This is a genomic window from Gemmatimonadaceae bacterium (genome assembly GCA_035633115.1).
Lineage (GTDB): Bacteria > Gemmatimonadota > Gemmatimonadetes > Gemmatimonadales > Gemmatimonadaceae > UBA4720.
Map to the genome: position 1 here is coordinate 75107 of DASQFN010000014.1, position 21711 is coordinate 96817.

A 21711-nucleotide genomic window follows, 5' to 3' on the forward strand; every position below is an offset into this window, starting at 1 on the left:
CGGCCGGCTCCCTCATCCAGTATTTTATCTGCATGAGCGGCATTGTCGCGGCGCCCCGCGAAACCACAATCGAGCTGAGAGTGCGTTACGCGGAGACAGATCAAATGGGCGTCGTGTATCACGCCAACTATCTCGTGTGGTGCGAGATAGGCAGAACGGACCTGATACGGCACCTCGGCACCTCGTACGCCGACCTCGAGCGCAACGGAATCGGTCTGGCGGTGACAGACGCGTCGGTGCGCTACCACTTTGCCGCGCGCTATGATGATCTCATTCGCGTACGGACGGTGATCAGCGACGTGAGATCGCGGACGGTTACATTCGACTACATCATCGAGAATGCGGTTAGCGGAGCGCGCCTGGCATCGGCGCGAACGACTCTCGCGTCACTCAACAAGGAGGGGAAACTTGTCGCGTTGCCGGCGGAGATACGGAAGCTCATGGAAGATGCGCGCAGCTAGCGTCGCTCTGGCATCGTTGGTGTTCGCTGCAGCCGCTGTCGAGGCGACCGCACAGAGCGCAACGCAGGCTCGCTCCCGCCGCAACGTGGCGTTGTATGCGCGCCTCCTGGCGATGACGGACTCGCGCACCTTCGCTGCAGCGCTCGTGGACAGTGCTCTTGCCAGCAGCTGGGCGTCTTTGCGCGCCGCGGCCACACTCGCAATCGGACAGGTTGGCTCGTCGCATGGAATGCCGGGTGCGCCTCGGCTGCGCGAGCTCCTCGCGGATCGCGATCTTGTCGTTGCGTCGAACGCCGCCTACGCCCTCGGGCTGTTGCGCGATTCGACACCGGTCGCTGTCTCCGCACTCGCAGCAGCCCTCGGCGGCCCTCCGCGCGTTGCGCGTGAAGCTGCGTGGGCGCTCGGTGAGATCGGCGCACAGGCGCGGAGCACGATCGTTGCCGCGCTTGCAACGCCGGGCTCCGACGAGGCGCGGACGATCCAGCTCCTCTTCGCCGCAGGCAAGCTGCGGCCGGTGCCGGTCGAGGCAGTCCGCCGATATCTCTCCGACGAAAGTCGCCCGTCTGTACTCTGGGCAGCGATCTACTCTATTGCACGTTCGCGCGCACCTGCCGGCGCGCGAGACCTGATTGCAGCGGCCGCCCTTCCGCCGCTTGCGGGAGCATCGGCAGCCGCCCAGGGTTCCGCCGATGTTGCAACATCCGCGCGGCTGCTCACCGCCGAAGTTTACGTGTCGCCGTCGGTTGCCTTGCAGCGAGCGAAAGCCGATCTCGCGCGTGGCCTGAGCAAAGCCGCGGCGGGTGACTCACTCGCTGATCGCGCAGTTCCCGTGCTGTCGCGGCTAGTCCTGGATTCGCATCCGCACGTGAGAATCAACGGTGTGCGGTCTCTCGCGACATTCGGCCCTCGTGCCCGCGACATGGTCGTCGCGGCCACGCGCGACCCGGACGCGAATACCCGCATCGCCGCCGCGCAATCGTTGAACACTGTTCTCGATTCGAGCGTCGTGAGCTGGAAGCCGCTATGGGGTGCGGACACGAGCATGATGTATCGATCGAGCCTGCTCACCGCGGCTGCGCGCGCCGGCGCGATGCTCCCCGAGTTCGTCACGTGGCAGGGGCACTCCAACTGGCGCTATCGAGCCGCGGCGCTCGATGCCGCCGGCGGCCTTCCGAATGCAACGCTCGGCAGTCAGGTCGGCTACCAGATGATTTCCGACACCGATCGGCGCGTCCGCGCGGCGGCTTATTCCGTCATTGCCGGTAATGACTCCGTTCTTAGCGTGCGGGCGCGGCAGGCTTTGTTGCGCGGGCTGATCGACCCGGATTACATCGTGCGCGCGACAGTGATTGGAAGTCTGGCGCGCCGCGCAAACGCGGCGGACGCTCCGTTCGTTCTCAACGCGTACCAGCGAAGCGCGCGAGATCCCGGGAATGACGCGCGGCTCGCGGCAATTCAGTATCTCGCCGCTGCATGGAAGCGCGACAGCGCCGCCTTTTCTCCAACACTGCGGACGAGTCTCGGACGCCTGCACCCGTCGCCTGACCCTCTCGTGCGGTTCGCAGCTGCAGGAGCCTCGGCGTTCCGCGGCTGGGAATCCACTTCGGGCACACCGCGGGCACTCGAGTGGTATGAGCGACTCGTGAGGACATACATAATCCCCGCTCAGGCGGGAAACAGACAGCGCGCGACCATCCGGACGCTGAGAGGCGATATCGTTCTCGATCTGTTCGGGGCCGACGCGCCGATTACCGTCGACAACTTTCTAACCCTTGCGCGATCCGGGTACTACCGCGGAACGAGATTCCATCGTGTGGTGCCCAACTTCGTCGCGCAGGACGGCGATCCGCGCGACGACGGCAACGGTGGACCTGGCTACGCAATCCGCGATGAGATGAATCCGCGAAGGTACGACAGGGGCGCGCTCGGAATGGCGCTCTCGGGTGCGGATACCGGAGGAAGCCAGTACTTCATCACGCATTCGCCCCAGCCGCACCTCGACGGGCATTACACTGTTTTCGGTCGCGTCGTGCGCGGGTTCCGCGCGCTCGACGCGACCGTGCAGGGTGACGCGATTCTCGCGGTCGTGCCCCGATGACGCCAAGGCTCTTCGTTTCGGTTGTAGCGCTTGCGGCTTTGACCGGCGGATGCGCGCCGAGGGTGACGGCGCTCAAGGGTGCGCCGGCGCCTAACAGGGCGTTCCCGGTGATCCAGCTGCCAGGCGCGCACCGTCGAATTGTTTTTCGGTGGGATTTCGAGGAGGCTAGTCTGATGACACGCGGCGAGGGTGCGATACGCACTGCTGCACCCGACAGCGCGCGGGTCGATCTCTTTCTGACCGGCGGAATCGCGGCCGGACACGCAGTGCTGATTGGCGATTCGCTTCGCGCGCGGAACAAGGCTCAAATCGAGCGTGTTCTTCCTCCTCCTCCGATGATGTGGGCCGCACTGGGCCGACTTGCAATTCCGCCACTGCCGGATACTGTCGTTACCGAGGAAGGAGGGACGCTGTACGCCGACGTCGGTCGCCCAGCGACGTGGAGGGTGACCGTCAAGGGAGGACGTCTTATGCAGCTCGCGAGATTGAGCGGCGGACGTATCGCCGAGCTGGTGACGCGCGACGAAGGCGGCCGTCTGCTTTATGAAGTCCCGGGCCGGCGAAAGTTATGGCTGGGGATCATTCGTGATGAGGAGGTACCTGCTTTTGATCCGACGATCTGGACTCGCTAGCCTCGTACTGACGCTCACGGGTTGCATTTACGGCTTCGCCGGCGGAGGTCTGCCGTCGCATGTGGAGACCGTCGCGATAATTCCGTTCGCGAATCTCACTGCGAATCCGGAGATTCAGCGCGAGCTCGTTGAATCACTCCGCGGCGGGCTGCGCGACCGTCTGGGTCTTCGGGACGCCGCGGAAGCGCGCGCCAACGCTATTGTCCGCGGAACGATTCAGCGCTACGAGACGGATATCCCGGTCGGATATTCCGCGACCAACAAAGAGCAGACGAGCGCGAGGCGGCAGCTCTCGATCACGGTCGACATCGAGATGGTCGACCAGGTTAGCGGAAAAACCTTGTGGCAGAAGAAGGGCCTCATGGCCGAGGGCCAGTACGACGAGCGCGGGGAGGCCGAGGGCCGCAAGCAGGCGATAGACCGGATCGTCAACGACATCATTCAAGGCGCGCAGTCTCAATGGTGACACGAGCGGTGCTGCGACTCCAGCGTGGAGCGAGCCGCCTCGGCTGTCTGATCCAGCTGGTCATCCTCGGCGGCCTGCTCTACTTCGGGCTGTACGCCGGTCAGGATCTCCTCGAGTATTATCGCCTTCGCGATGCGATGAAGCAGGAGGCGCGCTTCGCAACGCTGAGGAGTGACACGCAGATCAGGGATCGCATTCGATCGTTTGCGGATTCCGTGGGACTTCCGGAAGAAGCGAGCGACATAAGCATCGTTCGCGGCGAAAATACGATCCGGATCTGGAGCGAGTATGACCAGCCGCTTCGACTGCCGTTCAATCTCGAGAAGTCGATCCACCTGAAGCCTTCGGTGGAGCAGCGGCTCTGATCGGCTTTGGCGGACTCGCCGAATTCGCCGACGGGTTCGCGGCGTTTTGAGAGAGCCGGCAAGTAAAGTCGCTGCGTCGTGGAATGACGCGGTGGCGCGCCGCGAGCAGATGCCGGGGAAGGTCGTCTTCACGAATGGTGTTTTCGATCTTCTTCATCCCGGGCACGTGGACGTGCTCAAGGCAGCGCGCTCGCGCGGGGATGCGTTGATAGTCGGCATGAACACCGATCATTCCGTGGCCCGTCTAAAGGGACCCGGTCGCCCCGTCCGCAATCAGGCGGAGCGATCTTACGTGCTGGCCGCGCTCGAGGCCGTGGACCTCGTCGTGCTTTTCGACCAGGACACGCCGCTGGAGCTCGTGCGCGCGCTCCGTCCGGATGTGATCGTGAAGGGCGGCGACTATACGGTAGACTCCATTGTCGGCGCGAGCGAAGTTCAAGGCTGGGGAGGAGAAGTTGTGGTCGTGCCTCTCACACCCGGTCAGTCCACCTCATCCATCATCGAGAAGCTAAGTGCCCAATAAGCGCGCGTCGCGGAGTGACAGGGCGAATTCCGAGCTGCGTCCAATCACGCTCGAGCCTGGCGTTGCTCCTTATGCTGAAGGCTCGTGTCTGATCACCTTCGGAACCACGCGGGTGCTTTGCACCGCGAGCGTCGAGGACGGCGTCCCGGGGTGGCGCCGCGGCCGTGGCGAAGGATGGCTCACCGCGGAGTACGCAATGCTTCCGCGCGCAACACGCACTCGAACCTCGCGCGAGCGATCTCAGCTCGGCGGACGAACGCAGGAGATTCAGCGTTTGATCGGTCGCAGCGTGCGCGCCATGCTCGATGATTTCAAGTTCGGCGAATTCACCGTGAAGATTGACTGCGACGTTCTCGTCGCCGACGGCGGAACGCGCACAGCGGCGATAACTGGCGCCGCCGTGGCCGTCGAGCAGGCGTTCAACTGGATGGTGGAATCGGGGAAGATCGCAGCGACTCCCGTAAAACGGCGTGTCGCCGCGATCAGCGTCGGAATCGTCGACGGTGAGTCGCGGCTCGATCTCGACTATGCGGAGGATGTCCGCGCCGAGGTCGACATGAACGTCGTGATGAGCTCGGCGGGAAGGTTTGTGGAAGTGCAGGGCACTGGTGAGAACGGCACGTTCGACCGCGCGCAGCTCGACGAGCTGTTGGAGCTGGCAATCTCGGGAATCAAGCGGCTCGACGCGGAGCAACAGGCAGCGCTTGCCGGTTGAGCGCCCGGGAATACTGCTGGCGACGCGGAGCAGCGGAAAGCTTCGCGAGCTGAGTGAGATACTCCGCGATTTCGATCTGGACGTGATCGACGTCACCGCCGTCGGAATTCCTCTGAGCGCTGACGAGGATGCAATTGAAAGCTTTCCGACGTTCGAGGAGAATGCCCTGGCGAAGGCGCGATACTTTCACGCCCAGAGCGGAGGAATGCCCACACTCGCCGATGATTCGGGCGTGGTGGTGGATGCACTCGGCGGGGCGCCGGGAGTGCTGAGCAAGAGATTCTCGGGGCGAAGTGATTTGAGCGGCACCGACCTCGACGCAGCAAACAACGCGAAGTTGACGACCGAGCTCTCGCGCGTCGACGCTGAAAGGTTTGAGCGCGGTGAAGGCACGGCTCCCCGAACGGCGCGGTACGTGTGCGTCGCGGCATTTGTCAGCCTGGAGGGCGAGCTGATTCGCGATGGGAAGATCGAAGGCCGCATAGTCGAGTACCCGCGCGGCGCCGGCGGGTTCGGCTACGATCCGTACTTCGAGTCGCCGGAATTAGGGGGAACGTTTGCCGAAGCGGACTGGTCTCTGAAGTCGAGAGTGAGCCATCGCGGGCGTGCGTTTCGCGCGCTTTTGCCTGCGTTGCGCGAGCGCGGCTGGGCATAGTAGCTTGCAATCTCTGTAGTCTTCGGGGCGTAGCGTAGCCCGGTATCGCGCCTGCTTTGGGAGCAGGAGATCGCTGGTTCAAATCCAGTCGCCCCGACTAGCACATTCTGCCCGTCGCGTCCTGCGCGGCGGGTTTTTTTCCGCTGAATTCCTACGCGGTCGGCGTTTTGTCAGTGAGCAGCGCCTGGAAGCGCGGGTCTGCTCGAACAGACTCCAGATCCGGATCTGTCAGGAGCCAGTCGCGATTGCGCATTCCGAGCTCCATCGCTCGCTCCAGGTGGTCGAGTGCAAGCCCGGGTCGTCCCGCCAGAGCGTGAAAGCACGCGACGTTGTAGGAAAGCAGCGGATGCGTCGGATCAGTCTGCACGGCGCGCCGAGCCCACTCCTCTGCCTGCTTTGCTTCACCCATTCGCTGCAGAGTAATTGCGCCGAGGTACATCGCGCGCGAGTCGCCTGGATTCAGCGACAATGCGCGTTCCATTGCTGCCATCGCGCGACGCGAGAAATCGGCCGATTTGTCACGACGACCCAGCGATTCGTAGGCAGAGGCGGCAAAGGCGAGAGCCTGGTAATCATCGAGGCGAAGGTCCGCGGCCTTGTCGTAGTACTCGACCGCCCGGTCGAGAAAACCTTGCGCCTGCAATGAGCGCGCGTAATAGTACGGCCCCTCGTAGAGCGCGGGGTCCAGCTCCATCGCCCGCTCGAACTCGCGCGCCGCTTCGTCGAAGCGTCGTTGATAATTCAATGTCAGTCCCCGTGATGCGTGCGCCTCCGCAAGCTCGGGGTCTAGCTTGAGCGCCCTGCTGCTGGCAGCCTCAGCCTGCGCGAGCGCCTCGTCGCCGCCGGCATGCTCGAAGAACCGAAATGCCGAGCAGTCGGCAAGGCCGGTAAACGCGAGGCCATAGTCCGGGTCGAGCGCGATCGCGCGGCGGAACATGTCTTCGGCCGCATCCAGAGTCTCGGGCCGGCGCTGGTGAAAAAGCTGGCGTCCACGCAGGTAGTACTCGTAAGCGCGAACGCTTTGAGTCGGAACCTTTTTTATCGCCGCCTCTTCCTTCGCCGTCAGCACCACCTGCAGCGCGCTCACGATGCTGGTTGCGATTTCGTCCTGGATGGCAAACACGTCTTCAAGCTCCCGGTCGTATCGCTCGGACCAGAGGTGGAAGCCCGTTGCAACATCAATGAGCTGAGTCGACACGCGCAAGCGGTTGCCGGCTTTGCGAACGCTGCCTTCCAGCACCGTCCGCACTTTCAGTCGGCGGCCGATCTCCGCTATGTCGTCCTTGCTCCCCTTGAACGCGAAAGCGGATGTGCGTGACGCGACGCCGAGCGCGCGCACCTTGGTCAGTGCGTTGATGATCTCCTCTGCAATGCCATCCGTGAAGTATTCATTGTCAGCATCGGCGCTCATGTTGGTGAAGGGCAGAACCGCTATGGACTGGCGGTCCGAATCCGCTGCTGAAGCGCCATCTGCCCCAGCTGCCTTCGCCAGTGCCTGCGCGAATTCAGACACACTCGCGAATCTGCGCGCGGGCTCCAGGGAAAGTGCCTTGAGCACCGCATCCGACAATGCCGGCGGTACCTTCGGCAACGGCGCCGCTCGCTCGCTGAATCGCTTTGCGATCACTCCCTGTGCAGTGTTTGCCGTGAATGGCGGCGTTCCGGCGATCATCTCGTAAACCACGCAGGCCAGGCTGTACTGATCACTCTTGCCATCCAGCTGAGTCTCACCACTCGCCTGCTCGGGGCTGAGGTAAGCAGGAGTGCCAATTGCCACTCCCGTTCGCGTCAGGCTGTCGCCACCCGCGGCTGAAATGGCTTTGGCAATCCCGAAATCCAGAATGAGCGGTTCACCCTCGCAGAGGATGATGTTTTCGGGCTTGATGTCGCGATGGACAACGCCATGCCGGTGAGCGAAGTCGAGCGCCGCAGCGAGGGGTCTGACTAGGCGGAGAATCTCACTCATCGGCAGCTGTCTCTCCCGGTCGAGGCGGCCGCGCAGAGTCTCGCCCTCGATCTGCGGCATTACGTAAAACAGCGAGCCGTCGTACTCACCTGAATCGTGGACGGGTACGATGTGCGGGTGAGTGAGACTCGCCGCGGTCTTGATCTCCTGAAGGAACCGCTCGGGGCCGAGGGATGCAGCCACATCGCGGTTCAAGACCTTCACTGCTACGCCTCGCTCATGCCGGTGATCGCGCGCCTGATAAACCGTGGCCATGCCGCCGCGCCCGATTTCACGCTCGAGCGTATAGTTGCCCACCAGCGTTGGAAGAACGGAATGCTGACTTGTCATGATGTAAACAAGCTACAGTCACGCCCGTCCCCGAGAAAGCAACGGAGTACGTCGCGGCGCGGAAAGTAAGAAACCCGCCCGGAGGGTGGTCCCGACAGGCTTTTCCTCTCGCCTGCCGAGCGGAGCTCTAAACGCCGGACCGCTTGCCTGTTCCAGCTCCTGCGACGCCGCTCAGGAACCAGCTATGGAGGTGCTCGCCGGCTTGTCGTCCACCGGTGCGAAAAAAAACTCGCCCGACTCGGTCAGTGTCGCGACTGCAGTATCGTGCATCTCCTTTCGCTTCTGCGATCTTTGAGTGAGACGCACTAGAAGGACGATGCCGGCAGCGATCGTGCCGAGTATCGCAATTTCCCTCCAGCGAGCAAGCCGCACCTCTGCCTCCATAGTGAATGAGTCGTCGTTGAGCAGGATCCCTACTTCTTCACCGTCTTCTTGTCGATGTTGTTGCCGATCACTGCGCCCGCTGCGGCCCCAATCACGCCACCCACGATCGCGCCCTTCACCTTGTTCTTGCTCGTCGTTGCGCCAATGACCGCACCGGCAACCGCGCCGATCTTCGCATCACGCTCGGTGTTCTTGATGGTGACGGTGCCCGAGCTCGTTGGGGCTGGCGAAGGATATACGGTGCCGCTCGAGGTTCCACCGGAGCTCGTGGAGCGCGATCCACTCGTGCGTCGCGCGCTGGTGCCTGTCGAACGGCTTGGCGCAGCCGGCGCATAAGACGGATCCGTGGCTACTGGAGCGACCGCTGTGGCAGCCGCTGCCCGTTCCGCCGCCGATATCGAATCGAGTGACATCTGATTCCGTGCCGCGAGAGAGAGGCTGTCCGTCGCCGCCGTGTCGGACTTGCCGCACGCAAAGACGCTCACAATCGCGAGCGTTGCCAGAATTTTTGAGCTTGTCATGATTATGTCCCGATAGAGGAGTCGAACACAGGATCAAGAGGGCACGTGCCATGCCACCGATGTGCGTCGGGCCGGTCATTAAACGTGCTCAGACGGCTGCAACCTACGATTATTGAGTCAAATCGTATCTTGATGCTCGCCAAACGGTTAGACGCGCGTCCTCACGTATTGTCTGATAGTCGGCTCGGCTGTCCCGTGTAAGCCGCCAACGTCGCGCTTGCGAAACCGGCTAAGTTGGCCTCACAGCCTTCTGCGGCTCACCGCTCTCTCGCCACCGACACAATGACGCTTTCCAACGACTCGCAGGAAACAATACTCGCTCACGCAACGAACGGTCTGGCCGAGAAGCTGGGGATTGAAATCGTGGAGCTGACGGCATCCAGGGTTGTGGCGACCATGCCTGTCGACGAGCGCACGCGGCAGCCTTACGGCCTGCTCCACGGCGGCGCTTCAGTCGCGCTTGCGGAAACGCTCGCATCCCTCGGCGCGATCATGAATATCGATCAGCACCAGTCGAGTGCCGTCGGGCTCGAGATAAACGCGAACCACATTCGCGCGAAACGTGAAGGGACGGTTCGTGGCACAGCGACTCCGTCTCATATCGGACGTTCGACCCACGTGTGGATGGTCGAGATCGTTGATGAAGAAGCGCGCGTTGTCTGCGTTTCGCGCTGCACGATCGCTATCGTACCGACCCGCTGACTGACGACCTGTTCGCGGTTTGCGTATCGCACTACATTGGGGCCCATCGATTGGTCCTCATCCCTTTTTCTCAAGGCGTGCGCGTCACCCTCGGGCAATCGCGGATCAACGAGAATTCATGAGGGCAGAAGAAACTCAGCGAGGGGGACACTGGGGCCGGCGCGCCGCCACCCGAGGGTAGCGGCGCGACAGGCGCACGCGATGGCCGCGGAGCAAAGCTGGAACTCCCACCGGCGCGCGCAATCGGATCAGGACCTATCCGCACCCCATGGCCGCCAGGCCGTACGTCAACCAGATCATCTTCGTTTTCTTCTGGCCGGCGGTGGTCGGTGCCGCGATGTTCATGCGAAGCTCGAAGCCGGACACATCGATTTCGACACGCGCGACGTTCGGGTGCACGAATTCCTCGCCGACATCGAGTCTCTGATCACGGCGCAGCTGCAGGGCAAGGGACTGCGCTACGAATACGACGAGTGTGACAGCGGTCTCGCGGTCAAGGCGGACGCTGAAAAAATGCGGCAGATAATGCTGAATCTTCTGTCGAACGCCATCAAGTTCACACCGGCGGGAGGCAAGGTATCCATCGAGTCTGACGTCGACGGCGACAAGGTCAGAATTCAGGTTCGCGACACTGGCGTCGGAATTCCCGCCGACAAGCTCTCGGCGATCTTCGAGCCCTTTATTCAGCTCGACCGGAAGCTCACGAGCGTTCACGAGGGCACCGGTCTCGGCCTCGCCATCAGCCGCGATCTTGCCCGCGCGATGTCCGGCGATTTGACTGCTGAAAGCACGCTTGGCGAGGGTTCCGCATTCACGCTCGAGCTGCCGCGCGGAGATGGGAATGCCGCAATTGCCCCTTCGGTAAGGCAGGATTAACGTAGGTAAGGGCGCACGGGTGCCTGACAGTGGCAGGCGACGCGAGGTTCGACTCCCCGCAGCCCGATTGTATCGATGTATTGGAACACTTATCTTGAAAGACTACGAGCGCCAGTAGCTCAGTTGGATAGAGCAACAGCCTTCTAAGCTGTGGGTCGGGGGTTCGATTCCCTCCTGGCGCGCCACAGTGCAGGACCGATCGCGCCGTTAGCTCAATTGGCAGAGCAAATGACTCTTAATCATTAGGTTGTAGGTTCGATTCCTACACGGCGCATTGAGCCGAAAAAAAAGCCGCCTCAAGACGCGGCTCTTTTTTTTGGATCATACGGCTTCCGAGCGCGGGTCTCATGTGCGGCGAGATGACATATTGATCGACTTGACGGTTGTTGTCGGGTCAGTTGCTTCTGAGCGCTCGATTCGGGCGTGTCTCGCGTCTGTCCTCACAAGCTGTGCGGGCCTCCGCTCAGAGATAATCGTTGTCGACGCCTCCACCGACGAAACCGCCTCACTCGTGCGCCGGTACTTTCCCGAAGTTCAGCTGACTTGTCTTCCACCGGGAACGCTGATACCCGTGCTCTGGTCGACAGGACTCGCGTCCGCCCGAGGGTCGCGCGTTGCGTTCACTACAGGGCACTGTGTCGTTCCCCAGGTGTGGGCTATCGACCTAAACAAGGCGCTCGACACGGGAGCCGCCGGTGCTGGCGGACCCATCGCGTTAGGGCCCGGGGCCTCGCTTGTCCACCGCGCAATTTACTTTCTTCGCTACTCCGCGTTCATGCCGAGCGATGGACGCGCTGTTGTCGACGTTTCCGAAATCGCCGGAGACAACGCCATGTACGAGCGCTCGGTTTTCGACGAGCACCGCTCCTCGCTTGCAGACGGGCTCTGGGAGGTCGAGATACATCACGCGCTGCGCGCTCAAGGCCGCCGTCTCGTCATGGCTCAGTCGGCCGGCGCGGACCTCGCCGGCACTTTTCCGCTGGCGCTGATAACCCGCTATCGCTTCGCGCACGGGCGGCACTACGGTGCCTGGAGGGTTCGACAGAAGCTCGTGTCGGCGTCGCGCATCGTCGTGGCTGCTCCTGCTGTTCCCGTGCTGCTGCTTGCGAGGACGGCACGGCGAGTGATACGGAGCGGTTCGAAACTGATCGGCTTTTTCAGCGCGACACCGATCATGTTCTGGCTGGCCTCATCCTGGGCCTTCGGTGAAGCGGTCGGTGCACTGCGCCCGAGCGCGGGCGCGCGGCAGGCGCCGGATCTCGAGGCTGCGCGTGCGCATCGGAATTGACGCTACCTGCTGGGCAAATAAACGGGGGTACGGCCGCTTCACGCGCGAGATCGTTACAGCGATGGCTGCCCTGGCGCCCGAGAATGAGTTCATCTGCTTTCTCGATCGGAAAGCAGCAGATGTGTTTTCGCTGAGCGAGTCGAACGTCCGTCCGATAGTTGTCGATCTTCGAGAGGCCCCGGTGGTTGCTGCATCAGCTGCGGGCCGACGGGGCCTTGGGGACATACTGCGAATGACGCGCGCCGTCGCTCGTGAGCCGCTGGATGTATTCTTATCGCCCTCCGTCTACACGTACTTCCCGCTTCCCTTGAATATTCCTGCGGTAATCACAATTCACGACGCGATTCCTGAACGATTCTCGAAGCTGACATTCCCGTCTGCGCGGTCGAGGCTGTTCTGGCGGATGAAAGTTCGGCTTGCCCTGTTCCAGGCGCGCATCGTTCTTACAGTGTCGGATCACGCCGCCAACGACCTTGTGCGCGTGCTCGGTGTCGCCCGCAGGAAGATACGCGTCGCCGTCGAAGCCCCGGCGACGGAGTACCGTCCTTCGACGAGCGAAGGCGACGTCACCGCAGCCGCCAAGCGTGCCGGATTGCCCGCGGGCGCGCGATGGTTCGTTTACCTCGGGGGCTTCAATCCTCACAAGAACGTTCCGGCGATCGTGCGCGCGCACGCTGCGCTGGCGGCTGAGCTCGGCGACGCCGCCCCGTATCTTCTGCTTATTGGAACGCGCGACCGAGACGTCTTTCAGACGGAAGGCGCCGACATTCAGTCTGCGATCGAGACCGGCGGCGCATCGCATCTCGTCAAATGGACCGGCTTTGTCGAGGATGAGACCTTGAGACACCTGCACTCCGGGTCTCTCGGGCTGGTGCTCGTGTCGGAAGCCGAGGGGTTCGGACTTCCCGCTGTCGAGGCCGCGGCGTGCGGAACGGCCGTGATTGCCACCACCGACAGTCCGCTTCCGGAGCTGCTCGAAGGAGGTGGCATTTTCATTCGTCCAGGCGACGACGCTTCGCTCCTCTCGGCGATGCGCACGCTGGCGACCGACGAGAAGACACGCCGGGAGCTCGGAGCGAACGCGCTTTCCGCCGCAAGGAAGCTGACGTGGGACAGGGGCGCTCGCGCAGCGCTCGCCGCGATCCGGGAGGCGGCGCGTTGAGCCCATTGCGCTTCTGCTTCCCCACAACTTTCTATCCGCCGTACAGCTTCGGCGGCGACGCTGTCGGAGTTCAGCGTCTGGCGCGTGCCCTGGTCAGGCGGGGCCACGAAGTGACGGTGGTTTACAACAAGGATGCGTATCGACTTCTGACGAACGGCAAAGAGCCGCGCGGAGTCACCTCCGATGACGGCGTGCACGTCATCGGACTCGAAAGCGAGGTGGGATGGCTTGCGCCAGTGCTGACTCAGCAGACTGGCCATCCAATGGCCAATGCCCGCCGTCTTCGGTCGATACTGGATGATGGCCGCTTCGACGTCATCAACTTTCACAACACGTCGTTGATCGGCGGGCCTGGAATCTTTTCGTATGGCCGAGGCGCCACCAAGCTGTACATGGCGCACGAACACTGGCTGGTCTGTCCAACGCACGTGCTGTGGCGTCACAACCGCGAGCTGTGTGATGAGCGTCAGTGCCTTCGGTGTCAGCTCGTTTATCGCCGGCCGCCGCAGTGGTGGCGTTGGACCGGCCTGATGCGCAGGGAGCTGCAACACCTCAATGGATTTATCGCGATGAGCGAGTTCAGCCGCGCGAAGCATCACGAATTCGGTTTTCCGCACGAGATGGAAGTCGTGCCGTACTTCCTCGCCGACCCCGGCCCCGGCCCGGAAGCCGCCGTGCCGGTATTCGAGCGTCGGCACGCGCGTCCGTATTTTCTCTTTGTCGGCAGGCTCGAGAAGATAAAGGGTCTGGACGACGTGATTCCGCTGTTCCATGACTATGAGGACGCAGACCTCCTGATCGCCGGCGACGGGAACTACGAAGGCCATCTGCGCGAGCTGGCGGCCAGCAACCCGCGCGTGGTGTTCCTCGGGCGCGTTCCGTTCGAGCGGCTGCGTGCTTACTATCAGCATGCCGTGGCCACGGTAGTGCCGTCCGTGTGCTACGAGACTTTCGGGATCATACTCATTGAATCGTTTCGACAGAAAACTCCGGTGATCGCGAGGCGGCTGGGACCGTTCCCCGAGATTGTGGAGCGAGCACACGGTGGGGAGCTGTTCGGGAGCGAGTCTGAGCTCGTCGCGGCAATGCGTCGTCTTCAAGGTGACACTGACTACCGGAACCGGCTGGCGGAAAGCGCCTATCGTGCTTCGATAGACGTGTGGTCGGAAAGCGCAGTCATTCCGCGCTACCTCGAAGTGGTGGAGGGCTTCGGCAGATGAAGGTGCTGATTACGGGCGGCGCGGGATTTATCGGGTCCCATCTGGCCGACAGGATGCTGGCCCGCGGCGACGACGTGCTCGTCATCGACGACTTCTCGAGTGGATCCCCGGACAACATCGCGCATCTTCGTGGCAACCCGAGCTTTCAATGCGTAGTCGGCTCCGCCTCGGATGATGAAGTGGTTGCGCCACTCGTCGCCAGGAGCGATGCGATCGTTCATCTGGCTGCCGCCGTCGGGGTGCGTCTCATTCTCGAAAGTCCCGTGCGCACGATCGAGAACAATCTGTTCGGGACCGCCGCGGTTCTTACTGCCGCTGCTGATGCACACAGAGCAGGCAGCCGCAAGATCGTGCTGCTCGCGTCCACGTCGGAGGTTTACGGAAAAGGCAACCGCCCACCGTTCCGAGAGGACGACGATCTCACGCTCGGCGCGACGACCAACTCCAGGTGGGCTTATGCGTGCTCGAAAGCGATGGACGAATGGCTCGGTCTGGCGCACTGGCGCGAGCACGGTCTGCCTGTCACGATTGCCCGCTTCTTCAACACGGTCGGACCTCGCCAAACGGGGCGTTATGGAATGGTGCTTCCCAATTTCACCGACCAGGCCCTCGCCGGCGAGCCGATCACGGTGTTCGGCACGGGGCGGCAGTCGCGCTGCTTCTGTCACGTCAGCGACACGGTCGAAGCGATAATACGACTGCTCGATACGCCTGACACAGACGGGCAGGTGTTCAACGTTGGCTCCGACCGCGAGATCAGCATGCACGATCTTGCGCAGCTGGTGCGCCGGACTGCAAACAGCGCTTCGCCAATCGAGCTCGTTCCCTACGAGGAAGCGTACGCCGAGGGATTCGAGGATATGGAGCGGCGCGTACCCGACTGCAGCAAGATCGAGAAGTGGACCGGGTTTCGGCCGAAGCGCTCGCTCGAGCAGATCATTGCCGACGTTATCGCAGACCGACGGATGCGGCTGACGCCAACCTAGGAGACGGCTGGTGCGCGCCGTCATCACCTACCACTCGATAGATCCTTCCAACTCCGCAATCTCCATAAGCGAGGCGGAGTTTCGGCGCCACATCCAGTGGCTCGCGAGTGGTTCTGTCCCTGTCGTGCCTCTCGAAGCGATACTGTCAGCGGGCGTTGACTCCGACGCCATCGCACTGACGTTCGATGACGGTTTCAAGAGCTTCGGCGAAATCGCCCTGGATCTCCTTTCCGAGCATAGCCTCGCCTCGACGGTTTTCATTGTCACCGGGAAGGTCGGTGGTACCAACGCATGGGAGCCCGGCGCCGCGGCGGCGTCGCTGCCGGTACTTACACTCCTCGACTGGGCAGGAATCGCGCGGGCGGTGGAGCGGGGCGTTACGCTCGGCTCACATGGGAGAACGCATCGCCGTCTTCCCTCGCTCGAGCAGCAGGAGCTCGAAGACGAACTCAGTGGCTCGCTGGATGACTTTCGACGCGAGCTGGGAATCTCGCCGGCAACGTTCTGTTATCCCTACGGCGATGCGACGGAAAGGGAGAGGACCGCAGCCGCGCGTGCGTACCGGGTGGCAGTTACGACGGAGCTCCGACCCATCGCCGAGGACGAGGATCCCTACGCGGTGCCGCGAGTCGACGCTTACTATTTGCGGCGACGCGGCCGCCTGGAGAGCTTCGGTACACCGGCATTCGCCCGCTACCTGAGAGCTCGAAGGCAGGGGCGGAGCCTGAAGAGCAGTGTGGGACGGCTGCTGGGTCGCGGGAATGAATGAGGCCCCTGTCATCTCAGTCGTTATCCCGACACACAACGCGGGACCGTTTCTTCCCCTAGTAATTGCTGCGCTCCTGAAGAGTGATCTTCCGCGCAAGCGGTGGGAGCTCATCGTCGTGGACGACGTTAGCCCGGGTGGTGCGCCAAAGGTACCCGGCGCCGATTCGGTGCTCGACATGCACGGCACACCTCGAGGGCCCGCGGCCGCAAGAAACACCGGCGCGGAAGCAGCACGTGCACCGCTGGTCGCGTTCGTGGACGCCGACGTGTGCGTTCGGCCGGACGTGCTGCGGCGACTTGTCGAGCATTTTCGGAGAGACTCCGAGCTCGCCGGCGTTTTCGGATCGTACGACGCGTCGCCTGCGGAGCCGGGCTTTATCTCACAGTACCGGAACCTCCTGCATCACTACGTGCACCAGCAGAAGAGCGGAGACGTCGAGAGCTTCTGGGCGGGCTGCGGAGCGGTGAGACGGGCCGCTTTTCTCGAAGTCGGAATGTTCGACCAGGCGCGCTACACGACCCCGCAGATCGAAGACATCGAGCTGGGGTACCGGCTCCGGGACCGCGGATATCGGATCATTCTTGATCCTCAGATTCAGGGAACCCATCTGAAGCGATGGACGTTCCGCGGCATGGTCCGCGCGAACTTCCAGCATCGTGGATTGCCCTACGCGCGCCTGCTCCTCGAGCGTCGACGGCTGCTGAGCTCCCAGGGGCTGAGCGTCGGCAGCTCGGACAAGGCGAGCACCGTGCTCATCGCAGTGACTGTGATGGCGATTGCGTGCGCCGTGGTTTTCCGCGACTGGCGGTGGCTCATTGGCACAATCGCCTGTATCGCCGCTTTCGTCCTGGTCAATCGACGTCTGCTCGGCTGGTTCGCACGGGTTCGCGGGCCGTGGTTCGCCGCGCGCGCCGCTCTAATGCATCTCGTCTACCACGCCACGAACGTGGCCGCGCTCGGATACAGTGTCATAACACACTCGCTTAAACGGCGCTCAGAGCGCAGCGCACCAAGCCGAGCAGTGTGAACCCGCGGGCAAGTGCGTCGAACCCTGTCACGAACGATGCATCTGCGCAGCGTCATAGCAGGCGTCGAGCGTTTCGCGTGCGCACCGCTCCCATGAATACTGCCTGGAGTTTGCAAGTCCGCGCAGGGAGAGGTCGCGTCGCAGTTCCAGATCGCCGGCTATGGTCGACAACGCATTTGCAACCTCGTGCGCAGTCAATGCCGACATGAAAAGAGCGGCCCCTCCAGTCACCTCTCGAGTGCCGTCCGTATCCACTGAGATCACCGGTGTGCCAGCGGCCTGCGCCTCGAAAACCGGGAGCGATCCATTCTCATAGACCGACGGGGTGATGAACGCCTCGGCACAATTGTACAACACGTTGAGTTCGTCATCCCGAACGTATGGCCGTGTCATGACGTCATCGCCTACGCCTATTTCGTCGGCGGTCCGGCGAGCCAGCTCGATCGAGTAGTCGGGTCCGGTAACCAGGAGGCGATGGGGAAGGGTGGTCTGCCGCTTGAACGCGAGAAACCCGCGCATCAACTCCGGGATGTTTCGTCGACCGGTTGCCTTACCCACAATAAGGAAATACGGAACGTCTTCGCCCAACATCGTCGCGCGTAGCTCACCACGGTCCGCTGAGTCGCCAAGCGGCGCGAAAGAGGTTGCGGCCGCGAGCGGTGTCACTCGAATCTTTTCGCCCTCTACATTCCAGGCAGCGACTATGTCGCGCCGCGCCGCTTCCGACGTCGTAAGCACCACCGTCGCCGCTCTGGCACTCCAGCCGTAGAGAGGAGCGTACAGGTATCGCGCACGCCGGTCGAACATCGTGGGGACTACTTTCATCGTTGCGTCGTGCGTCGTGACGACGGTCGCACCACGCGCTGCCAGCGCCCGCGAGTACGCGGGGTAGAACACGACGTCGTCGCCGGCCGCCGGACCGAGGCGAAAGTTCTCCCATGGGAGCAGCGGGAGGCGTGAGCGGAGGACGCGCTCCCTGACGCCCGCAGGCAGCTGAATCTGAGACGATGCCAGCGAACGCGGCGTATAAACGGTGATCGAGGCGAATCGATCCTGCACGATTTCGGGCGTGAGTTGCTCGATGATGCTCAACAGATACCGGGCGATGCCGGTGCGCTGCCCATGCAAGCGCCATCCACTGATGCCCAGCGTCAGCTTCCTGACCATGATTTCATCATCGACCACGTTCGGCGGATACCTTCGTTCATGGTGTACCGTGGCTCCCAGTCGATTATCCGGTTCACTGTCGTCATGTCGCACTGGAAGCGCATCGGCCCGCTGACGTCCAGATTCTGATCCTCTATTTTGGTGCCGCTCAGCTCCTCGAGCACGTCGACAACAGCCTTCACCCGTGTTGCAGTTCCGGTCCCGAGGTTGATGGTGCCCGTATAGTCGGACTCGAGAAGCTGCATCACGGCGTGGGCAACGTCCTCGACGTAGATGAAGTCTCTTTCGGGTTTGGTCGTCCACACCGAGCCGCGCCTCGTCTCCAGAAGCTGCCTGATGAGCACATGGATGAGATCGAAACGGCGTAAACGTGTAGGGCCATAGATGTTCGAAAGCCGGACGTTGACGATCGGAATCCAGGCCGAGTAGAACTTGCAGGCTTCCTCGCTCATGTACTTGCTGAGCACGTAGCGCGTGCGATACGGATCGATTGGCGCCGTTTCTGACACCGGGAGCGTGATCCGATTCCGGTCGTAAAGCAGGATTGTCGAGAAGTGGATCAGCTTCCTGATCGGATACTGCTTGAGCTGCTCCATCACCTGAACGGTTGGGAAGAGGTGATAGTCGAAGGCCGTCGGCTCGCCCGGAGACAGGGTCTCCTGCTCCAGACTGTAATGGTCCGTGTTGCCGATGATGTATATGACCTTGTCGAACTCTACGTCGCGCAGAACATCGAGATTCGCCAGACTATCGATATGGATATGGCGATTCTTCGTCGTCGGCTGCGTCCTCCCAATTGAAATGACGTCCGGATAGTTCTCGAGAATGTACGGCCCGAGAAAGCCGCTTCCACCGAAGAGAATCGTGCCCGCGCCTGTTGATTGATCCGGCATCAGGGTGTCACGGGAGAATTATTTCACCGGCAAAGCCTCGCTGACGCAGTCGCGGCACGATCTCGCCGTAATAGTTCCACGCGAACAGGACCGCCGCATCGGCCGGCCGTTCATCGTCGAACATTCGTTGCTCGTCGACAATTGGAATGTGCACGCCGGGCAGAAATTTTCCGACGCGGAGCGGATTGACTTCGGTTATGTACACGATCATCTCCGGACCAAGCCGGCAGTAGCTGCAAACGGTCGAGGCCTTCGCCGGCGCGCCGATGCCGATGACTTTTTTTCCAGCCCGGGCTAGTTTGTGCACCGCGTCGAACAGTTTCTCGCGGCGAACCTGAACGTCCGCGGCGAAGTGCGCGATTGTCCCCGCGTCGTAGAGCTTCTCAGTTTCCTCGATCTCCATGAGCTCATTGACGTGTGAACTCACCGTGTGCTCTCCCGCGTTGCCGGCGAACACGCGAATTGAGCCGCCATAGACCTCCGATCGCTCCACGTCGAACATCTCCATACCGTACTGCGCGAACAGTCGGTGCAGAGGCTTCAGGGCATAGTAGCGGAGGTGCTGGTGAAACATGTTGTCGTAGTGCCGCTTCGCCATCGTATCGAGCCAGTACTGCGAATCGGTGGCGAACACTCCGCCCGGAGCCAGAAGCAGCTTCACGCCTCGCATGAGGCCGGAAAGGTCGGCAACGTGTCCGAATACTCCGCACGCCGTGATTGCATTCGCCTGCCCGTGCTCGGCGAAAATGGCCGACGCTGCCTCTTCATTGAAGAAAGCGTGAAGGGTGGGAATTCCCGCGTCCACCGCGATGCGCACGGGATCACCCGCGGGGTCGACGCCAAGGAATCGCACACCGGATGGCCGATACGCTTTGAGAAGGGTACCGTCGTTCGACCCGATATCGATTGCGAACGAGCGCTCGTTCATCCGCAGCATCTCGACAAGCCGCGGCGGCAGGCTTTGCAGGTGTCTGGTGGCAGTCTCGGTTGTACCGCTGACGAACGGGAAATTCCGGTAGACGATTCGCGGATTCACGATGTAGCCCAGCTGCGTCAGACCGCAGTCGCCGCAGTGGTGGAGCTGCATGGGATAGAACGTCTCGGGATGATTGAGCTGCGATCTCGAGAGAACGAGGTCGCCAACCGGTTGCGGTCCGACGTCGAGTCCAGGCGTCGTCTTTGCGCGGCAGATCTGGCATCGAACCGCTCGCGCGCGGTCGCTTTGCCTCGCCGAAGGAAGTGGGCGCCTGGTTGCCTCCCGGGGCATTCGCGGCTGCGTCAACCTCTCGCGGCGAAGTAGGACTCGAGACAGTCCACTATGTAATCGGCGTCGGCGTCGCTCATTTCCGGATGGCAGCCGACATAAAAGGCGAACTCGTTCAGCCTTGCGGCCACCGGATACTCGTGGTCGAGATTACCGAACATTTTGCGGTAGGCCGGCTGGTTGATGAGCGGTAGAAGATATCGCGTTTCTACGCCGTGCTCCTCGAGGTGGTGGATGAGCTCGGAACGGTTGTCCGAATCGCGCCGAAGCACGAGAGGGAAGAACATGTAGCCGTGGTCCGATCCTGGCCGTGCCGATGGCAGCTGCAATCGGTCTGAGACCTTGGCGAGTCCCGCCAGCATTCTGCCTGCGAGACTCTGGCGGCAGGCCCAGTGTTCGTGGCGATCGTCCAGCTGGGCGATGCCCACAGCCGCCTCCATCTCCGTGCAGCGGAAGCTGTGACCCATCCTCACAAACGAAAAACGACTGTCTGCGATTCTGAAAAGCTCTTCGCCTGTCTTGCCCTCGTCGTCGTCAATCCTGATGTAGATCGAATCACGCCCGTGGTTCATGAGACTCTTCATGATGGTCACGAGATCGCCGTCGTTGCTGATGCATAGCCCGCCGACTCCCGTCGTGATCATGTGAGCCGCGTAAGTCGAGAAGCAGGCGATGTCGCCAAACGATCCAACGGGCTTGCCGTCGCACAGCGCGAACATCGCTTCCGCGGAATCTTCGACAATCCGGAGACCATGCGCGCGGGAAATCTCCACGATGGGGGACATGTCGCACGGGAGACAGCCGATATGGACCGGGATTATCGCCCTCGTGCGCGACGTAATTCGCTTTTCAATCTGAGACGGATCGAGCGTGAAGTATTTCGGATCGACGTCGACGAAAACCGGTCGAAGATTGTTGTAGACAACGACATTTGCCGTAGCGACAAAAGTGATCGCGGGGACCAGCACCTCGTCGCCGTCACTCCATCCGCAGGACTCCTTGAGAGCGCCGAGAGCTATCTGGAGCGCGGCGGTCCCGCTGTCGCACATGAGGCCGTACCGGCAGCCGTGGAGCGAGGCGATTTCCTTTTCGAACCGGCTCATCATTGGGCCGGCCGTGAGGCGGTTGCTGTCGAGCACCTCGTTGACCAGCTGCTTAGCGCGAGCGCTCGTTCGGAATCCTCCCACCCCGATCTGGCGGCGGGACTGGCTGGCGGGAATCGCTGCGGTCAATGAATGTTG

General features: G+C 62.2%; 24 protein-coding genes and 3 tRNA genes. 20 read left to right on the forward strand and 7 right to left on the reverse strand.

Features of this window, described 5'->3' with window-relative positions:
- The first annotated feature begins 32 nt into the window (after positions 1–32).
- From VES88_02115 to VES88_02155, 9 genes are all read left to right on the forward strand, one after another.
- Positions 33–461: a thioesterase family protein gene (locus tag VES88_02115; protein ID HYN80271.1), complete on the forward strand. Its 429-nt coding sequence runs from the start codon at positions 33–35 to the stop codon at positions 459–461.
- Entirely contained in the window at positions 448–2559 is a 2112-nt protein-coding gene (locus tag VES88_02120) for a peptidylprolyl isomerase (GenBank protein HYN80272.1), read from the forward strand. Before VES88_02115 ends, VES88_02120 begins: the two co-directional genes overlap by 14 nt.
- Positions 2556–3191: a hypothetical protein gene (locus VES88_02125; protein HYN80273.1), complete on the forward strand. Its 636-nt coding sequence runs from the start codon at positions 2556–2558 to the stop codon at positions 3189–3191. The genes VES88_02120 and VES88_02125 overlap by 4 nt, the downstream gene beginning before the upstream one ends.
- The gene (locus tag VES88_02130; GenBank protein HYN80274.1) at positions 3166–3657 is read left to right on the forward strand and encodes a hypothetical protein; all 492 of its coding nucleotides are present in this window, start codon (positions 3166–3168) and stop codon (positions 3655–3657) included. The genes VES88_02125 and VES88_02130 overlap by 26 nt, the downstream gene beginning before the upstream one ends.
- Complete coding sequence (locus tag VES88_02135; protein ID HYN80275.1) at positions 3651–4022, forward strand: hypothetical protein; 372 nt, start codon at positions 3651–3653, stop codon at positions 4020–4022. Before VES88_02130 ends, VES88_02135 begins: the two co-directional genes overlap by 7 nt.
- Positions 4023–4113: 91 nt before the next feature.
- Positions 4114–4545: a D-glycero-beta-D-manno-heptose 1-phosphate adenylyltransferase gene (gene rfaE2 / locus VES88_02140; protein ID HYN80276.1), complete on the forward strand. Its 432-nt coding sequence runs from the start codon at positions 4114–4116 to the stop codon at positions 4543–4545.
- Positions 4535–5260, forward strand: coding sequence for a ribonuclease PH (gene rph, locus VES88_02145; protein HYN80277.1), 726 nt, complete (start codon positions 4535–4537; stop codon positions 5258–5260). The genes rfaE2 and rph overlap by 11 nt, the downstream gene beginning before the upstream one ends.
- Positions 5250–5915, forward strand: coding sequence for a non-canonical purine NTP pyrophosphatase (locus VES88_02150; protein ID HYN80278.1), 666 nt, complete (start codon positions 5250–5252; stop codon positions 5913–5915). The genes rph and VES88_02150 overlap by 11 nt, the downstream gene beginning before the upstream one ends.
- A 23-nt stretch (positions 5916–5938) precedes the next feature.
- Positions 5939–6012, forward strand: a tRNA-Pro gene (locus VES88_02155).
- A 54-nt stretch (positions 6013–6066) separates the two neighbouring features.
- Here VES88_02155 and VES88_02160 read toward each other — a convergent pair.
- The 3 genes from VES88_02160 to VES88_02170 form a co-directional block, all read right to left on the reverse strand.
- Positions 6067–8211, reverse strand: coding sequence for a protein kinase (locus VES88_02160; protein HYN80279.1), 2145 nt, complete (start codon positions 8209–8211; stop codon positions 6067–6069).
- Between the two features lie 171 nt (positions 8212–8382).
- Positions 8383–8583: a hypothetical protein gene (locus tag VES88_02165; GenBank protein ID HYN80280.1), complete on the reverse strand. Its 201-nt coding sequence runs from the start codon at positions 8581–8583 to the stop codon at positions 8383–8385.
- Between the two features lie 41 nt (positions 8584–8624).
- A complete protein-coding gene (locus VES88_02170) occupies positions 8625–9116 on the reverse strand; it encodes a glycine zipper domain-containing protein (protein ID HYN80281.1) in 492 nt (163 codons plus the stop codon).
- Positions 9117–9398: 282 nt separating this feature from the next.
- Here VES88_02170 and VES88_02175 point away from each other — a divergent pair, with 282 nt between their 5' ends.
- The 11 genes from VES88_02175 (at position 9399) to VES88_02225 (ending at position 17146) form a co-directional block, all read left to right on the forward strand.
- A complete protein-coding gene (locus VES88_02175) occupies positions 9399–9818 on the forward strand; it encodes a hotdog fold thioesterase (protein HYN80282.1) in 420 nt (139 codons plus the stop codon).
- A gap of 268 nt (positions 9819–10086) precedes the next feature.
- Positions 10087–10245, forward strand: coding sequence for a hypothetical protein (locus tag VES88_02180; protein HYN80283.1), 159 nt, complete (start codon positions 10087–10089; stop codon positions 10243–10245).
- Positions 10212–10694, forward strand: a complete 483-nt coding sequence (locus VES88_02185) for an ATP-binding protein (protein ID HYN80284.1) — start codon at positions 10212–10214, stop codon at positions 10692–10694. The genes VES88_02180 and VES88_02185 overlap by 34 nt, the downstream gene beginning before the upstream one ends.
- 108 nt (positions 10695–10802) lie before the next feature.
- Positions 10803–10879: transfer RNA gene (locus VES88_02190), tRNA-Arg, on the forward strand.
- A 16-nt stretch (positions 10880–10895) separates the two neighbouring features.
- Positions 10896–10968: transfer RNA gene (locus VES88_02195), tRNA-Lys, on the forward strand.
- 93 nt (positions 10969–11061) lie between these two features.
- Complete coding sequence (locus tag VES88_02200; GenBank protein ID HYN80285.1) at positions 11062–11982, forward strand: glycosyltransferase family 2 protein; 921 nt, start codon at positions 11062–11064, stop codon at positions 11980–11982.
- Positions 11966–13144, forward strand: coding sequence for a glycosyltransferase family 1 protein (locus VES88_02205; protein ID HYN80286.1), 1179 nt, complete (start codon positions 11966–11968; stop codon positions 13142–13144). The genes VES88_02200 and VES88_02205 overlap by 17 nt, the downstream gene beginning before the upstream one ends.
- Positions 13141–14364: a glycosyltransferase family 4 protein gene (locus VES88_02210; protein HYN80287.1), complete on the forward strand. Its 1224-nt coding sequence runs from the start codon at positions 13141–13143 to the stop codon at positions 14362–14364. The genes VES88_02205 and VES88_02210 overlap by 4 nt, the downstream gene beginning before the upstream one ends.
- Complete coding sequence (locus VES88_02215) at positions 14361–15350, forward strand: GDP-mannose 4,6-dehydratase (protein HYN80288.1); 990 nt, start codon at positions 14361–14363, stop codon at positions 15348–15350. The genes VES88_02210 and VES88_02215 overlap by 4 nt, the downstream gene beginning before the upstream one ends.
- Positions 15351–15360: 10 nt before the next feature.
- Complete coding sequence (locus tag VES88_02220) at positions 15361–16119, forward strand: polysaccharide deacetylase family protein (protein ID HYN80289.1); 759 nt, start codon at positions 15361–15363, stop codon at positions 16117–16119.
- The gene (locus VES88_02225; GenBank protein ID HYN80290.1) at positions 16112–17146 is read left to right on the forward strand and encodes a glycosyltransferase; all 1035 of its coding nucleotides are present in this window, start codon (positions 16112–16114) and stop codon (positions 17144–17146) included. Before VES88_02220 ends, VES88_02225 begins: the two co-directional genes overlap by 8 nt.
- 27 nt (positions 17147–17173) lie before the next feature.
- Here the strand turns inward: VES88_02225 and VES88_02230 are convergent, their stop codons facing one another.
- Genes VES88_02230 through VES88_02245 form a run of 4 tightly spaced genes read right to left on the reverse strand, consistent with a single transcriptional unit; the run spans position 17174 to position 21702 of the window.
- The gene (locus VES88_02230) at positions 17174–18313 is read right to left on the reverse strand and encodes a glycosyltransferase family 1 protein (protein ID HYN80291.1); all 1140 of its coding nucleotides are present in this window, start codon (positions 18311–18313) and stop codon (positions 17174–17176) included.
- Positions 18298–19206: an NAD(P)-dependent oxidoreductase gene (locus tag VES88_02235; protein ID HYN80292.1), complete on the reverse strand. Its 909-nt coding sequence runs from the start codon at positions 19204–19206 to the stop codon at positions 18298–18300. The genes VES88_02230 and VES88_02235 overlap by 16 nt, the downstream gene beginning before the upstream one ends.
- A gap of 7 nt (positions 19207–19213) precedes the next feature.
- Entirely contained in the window at positions 19214–20473 is a 1260-nt protein-coding gene (locus VES88_02240; GenBank protein ID HYN80293.1) for a class I SAM-dependent methyltransferase, read from the reverse strand.
- Between the two features lie 11 nt (positions 20474–20484).
- Positions 20485–21702, reverse strand: coding sequence for a DegT/DnrJ/EryC1/StrS family aminotransferase (locus tag VES88_02245; protein ID HYN80294.1), 1218 nt, complete (start codon positions 21700–21702; stop codon positions 20485–20487).
- Positions 21703–21711 lie beyond the last annotated feature (9 nt).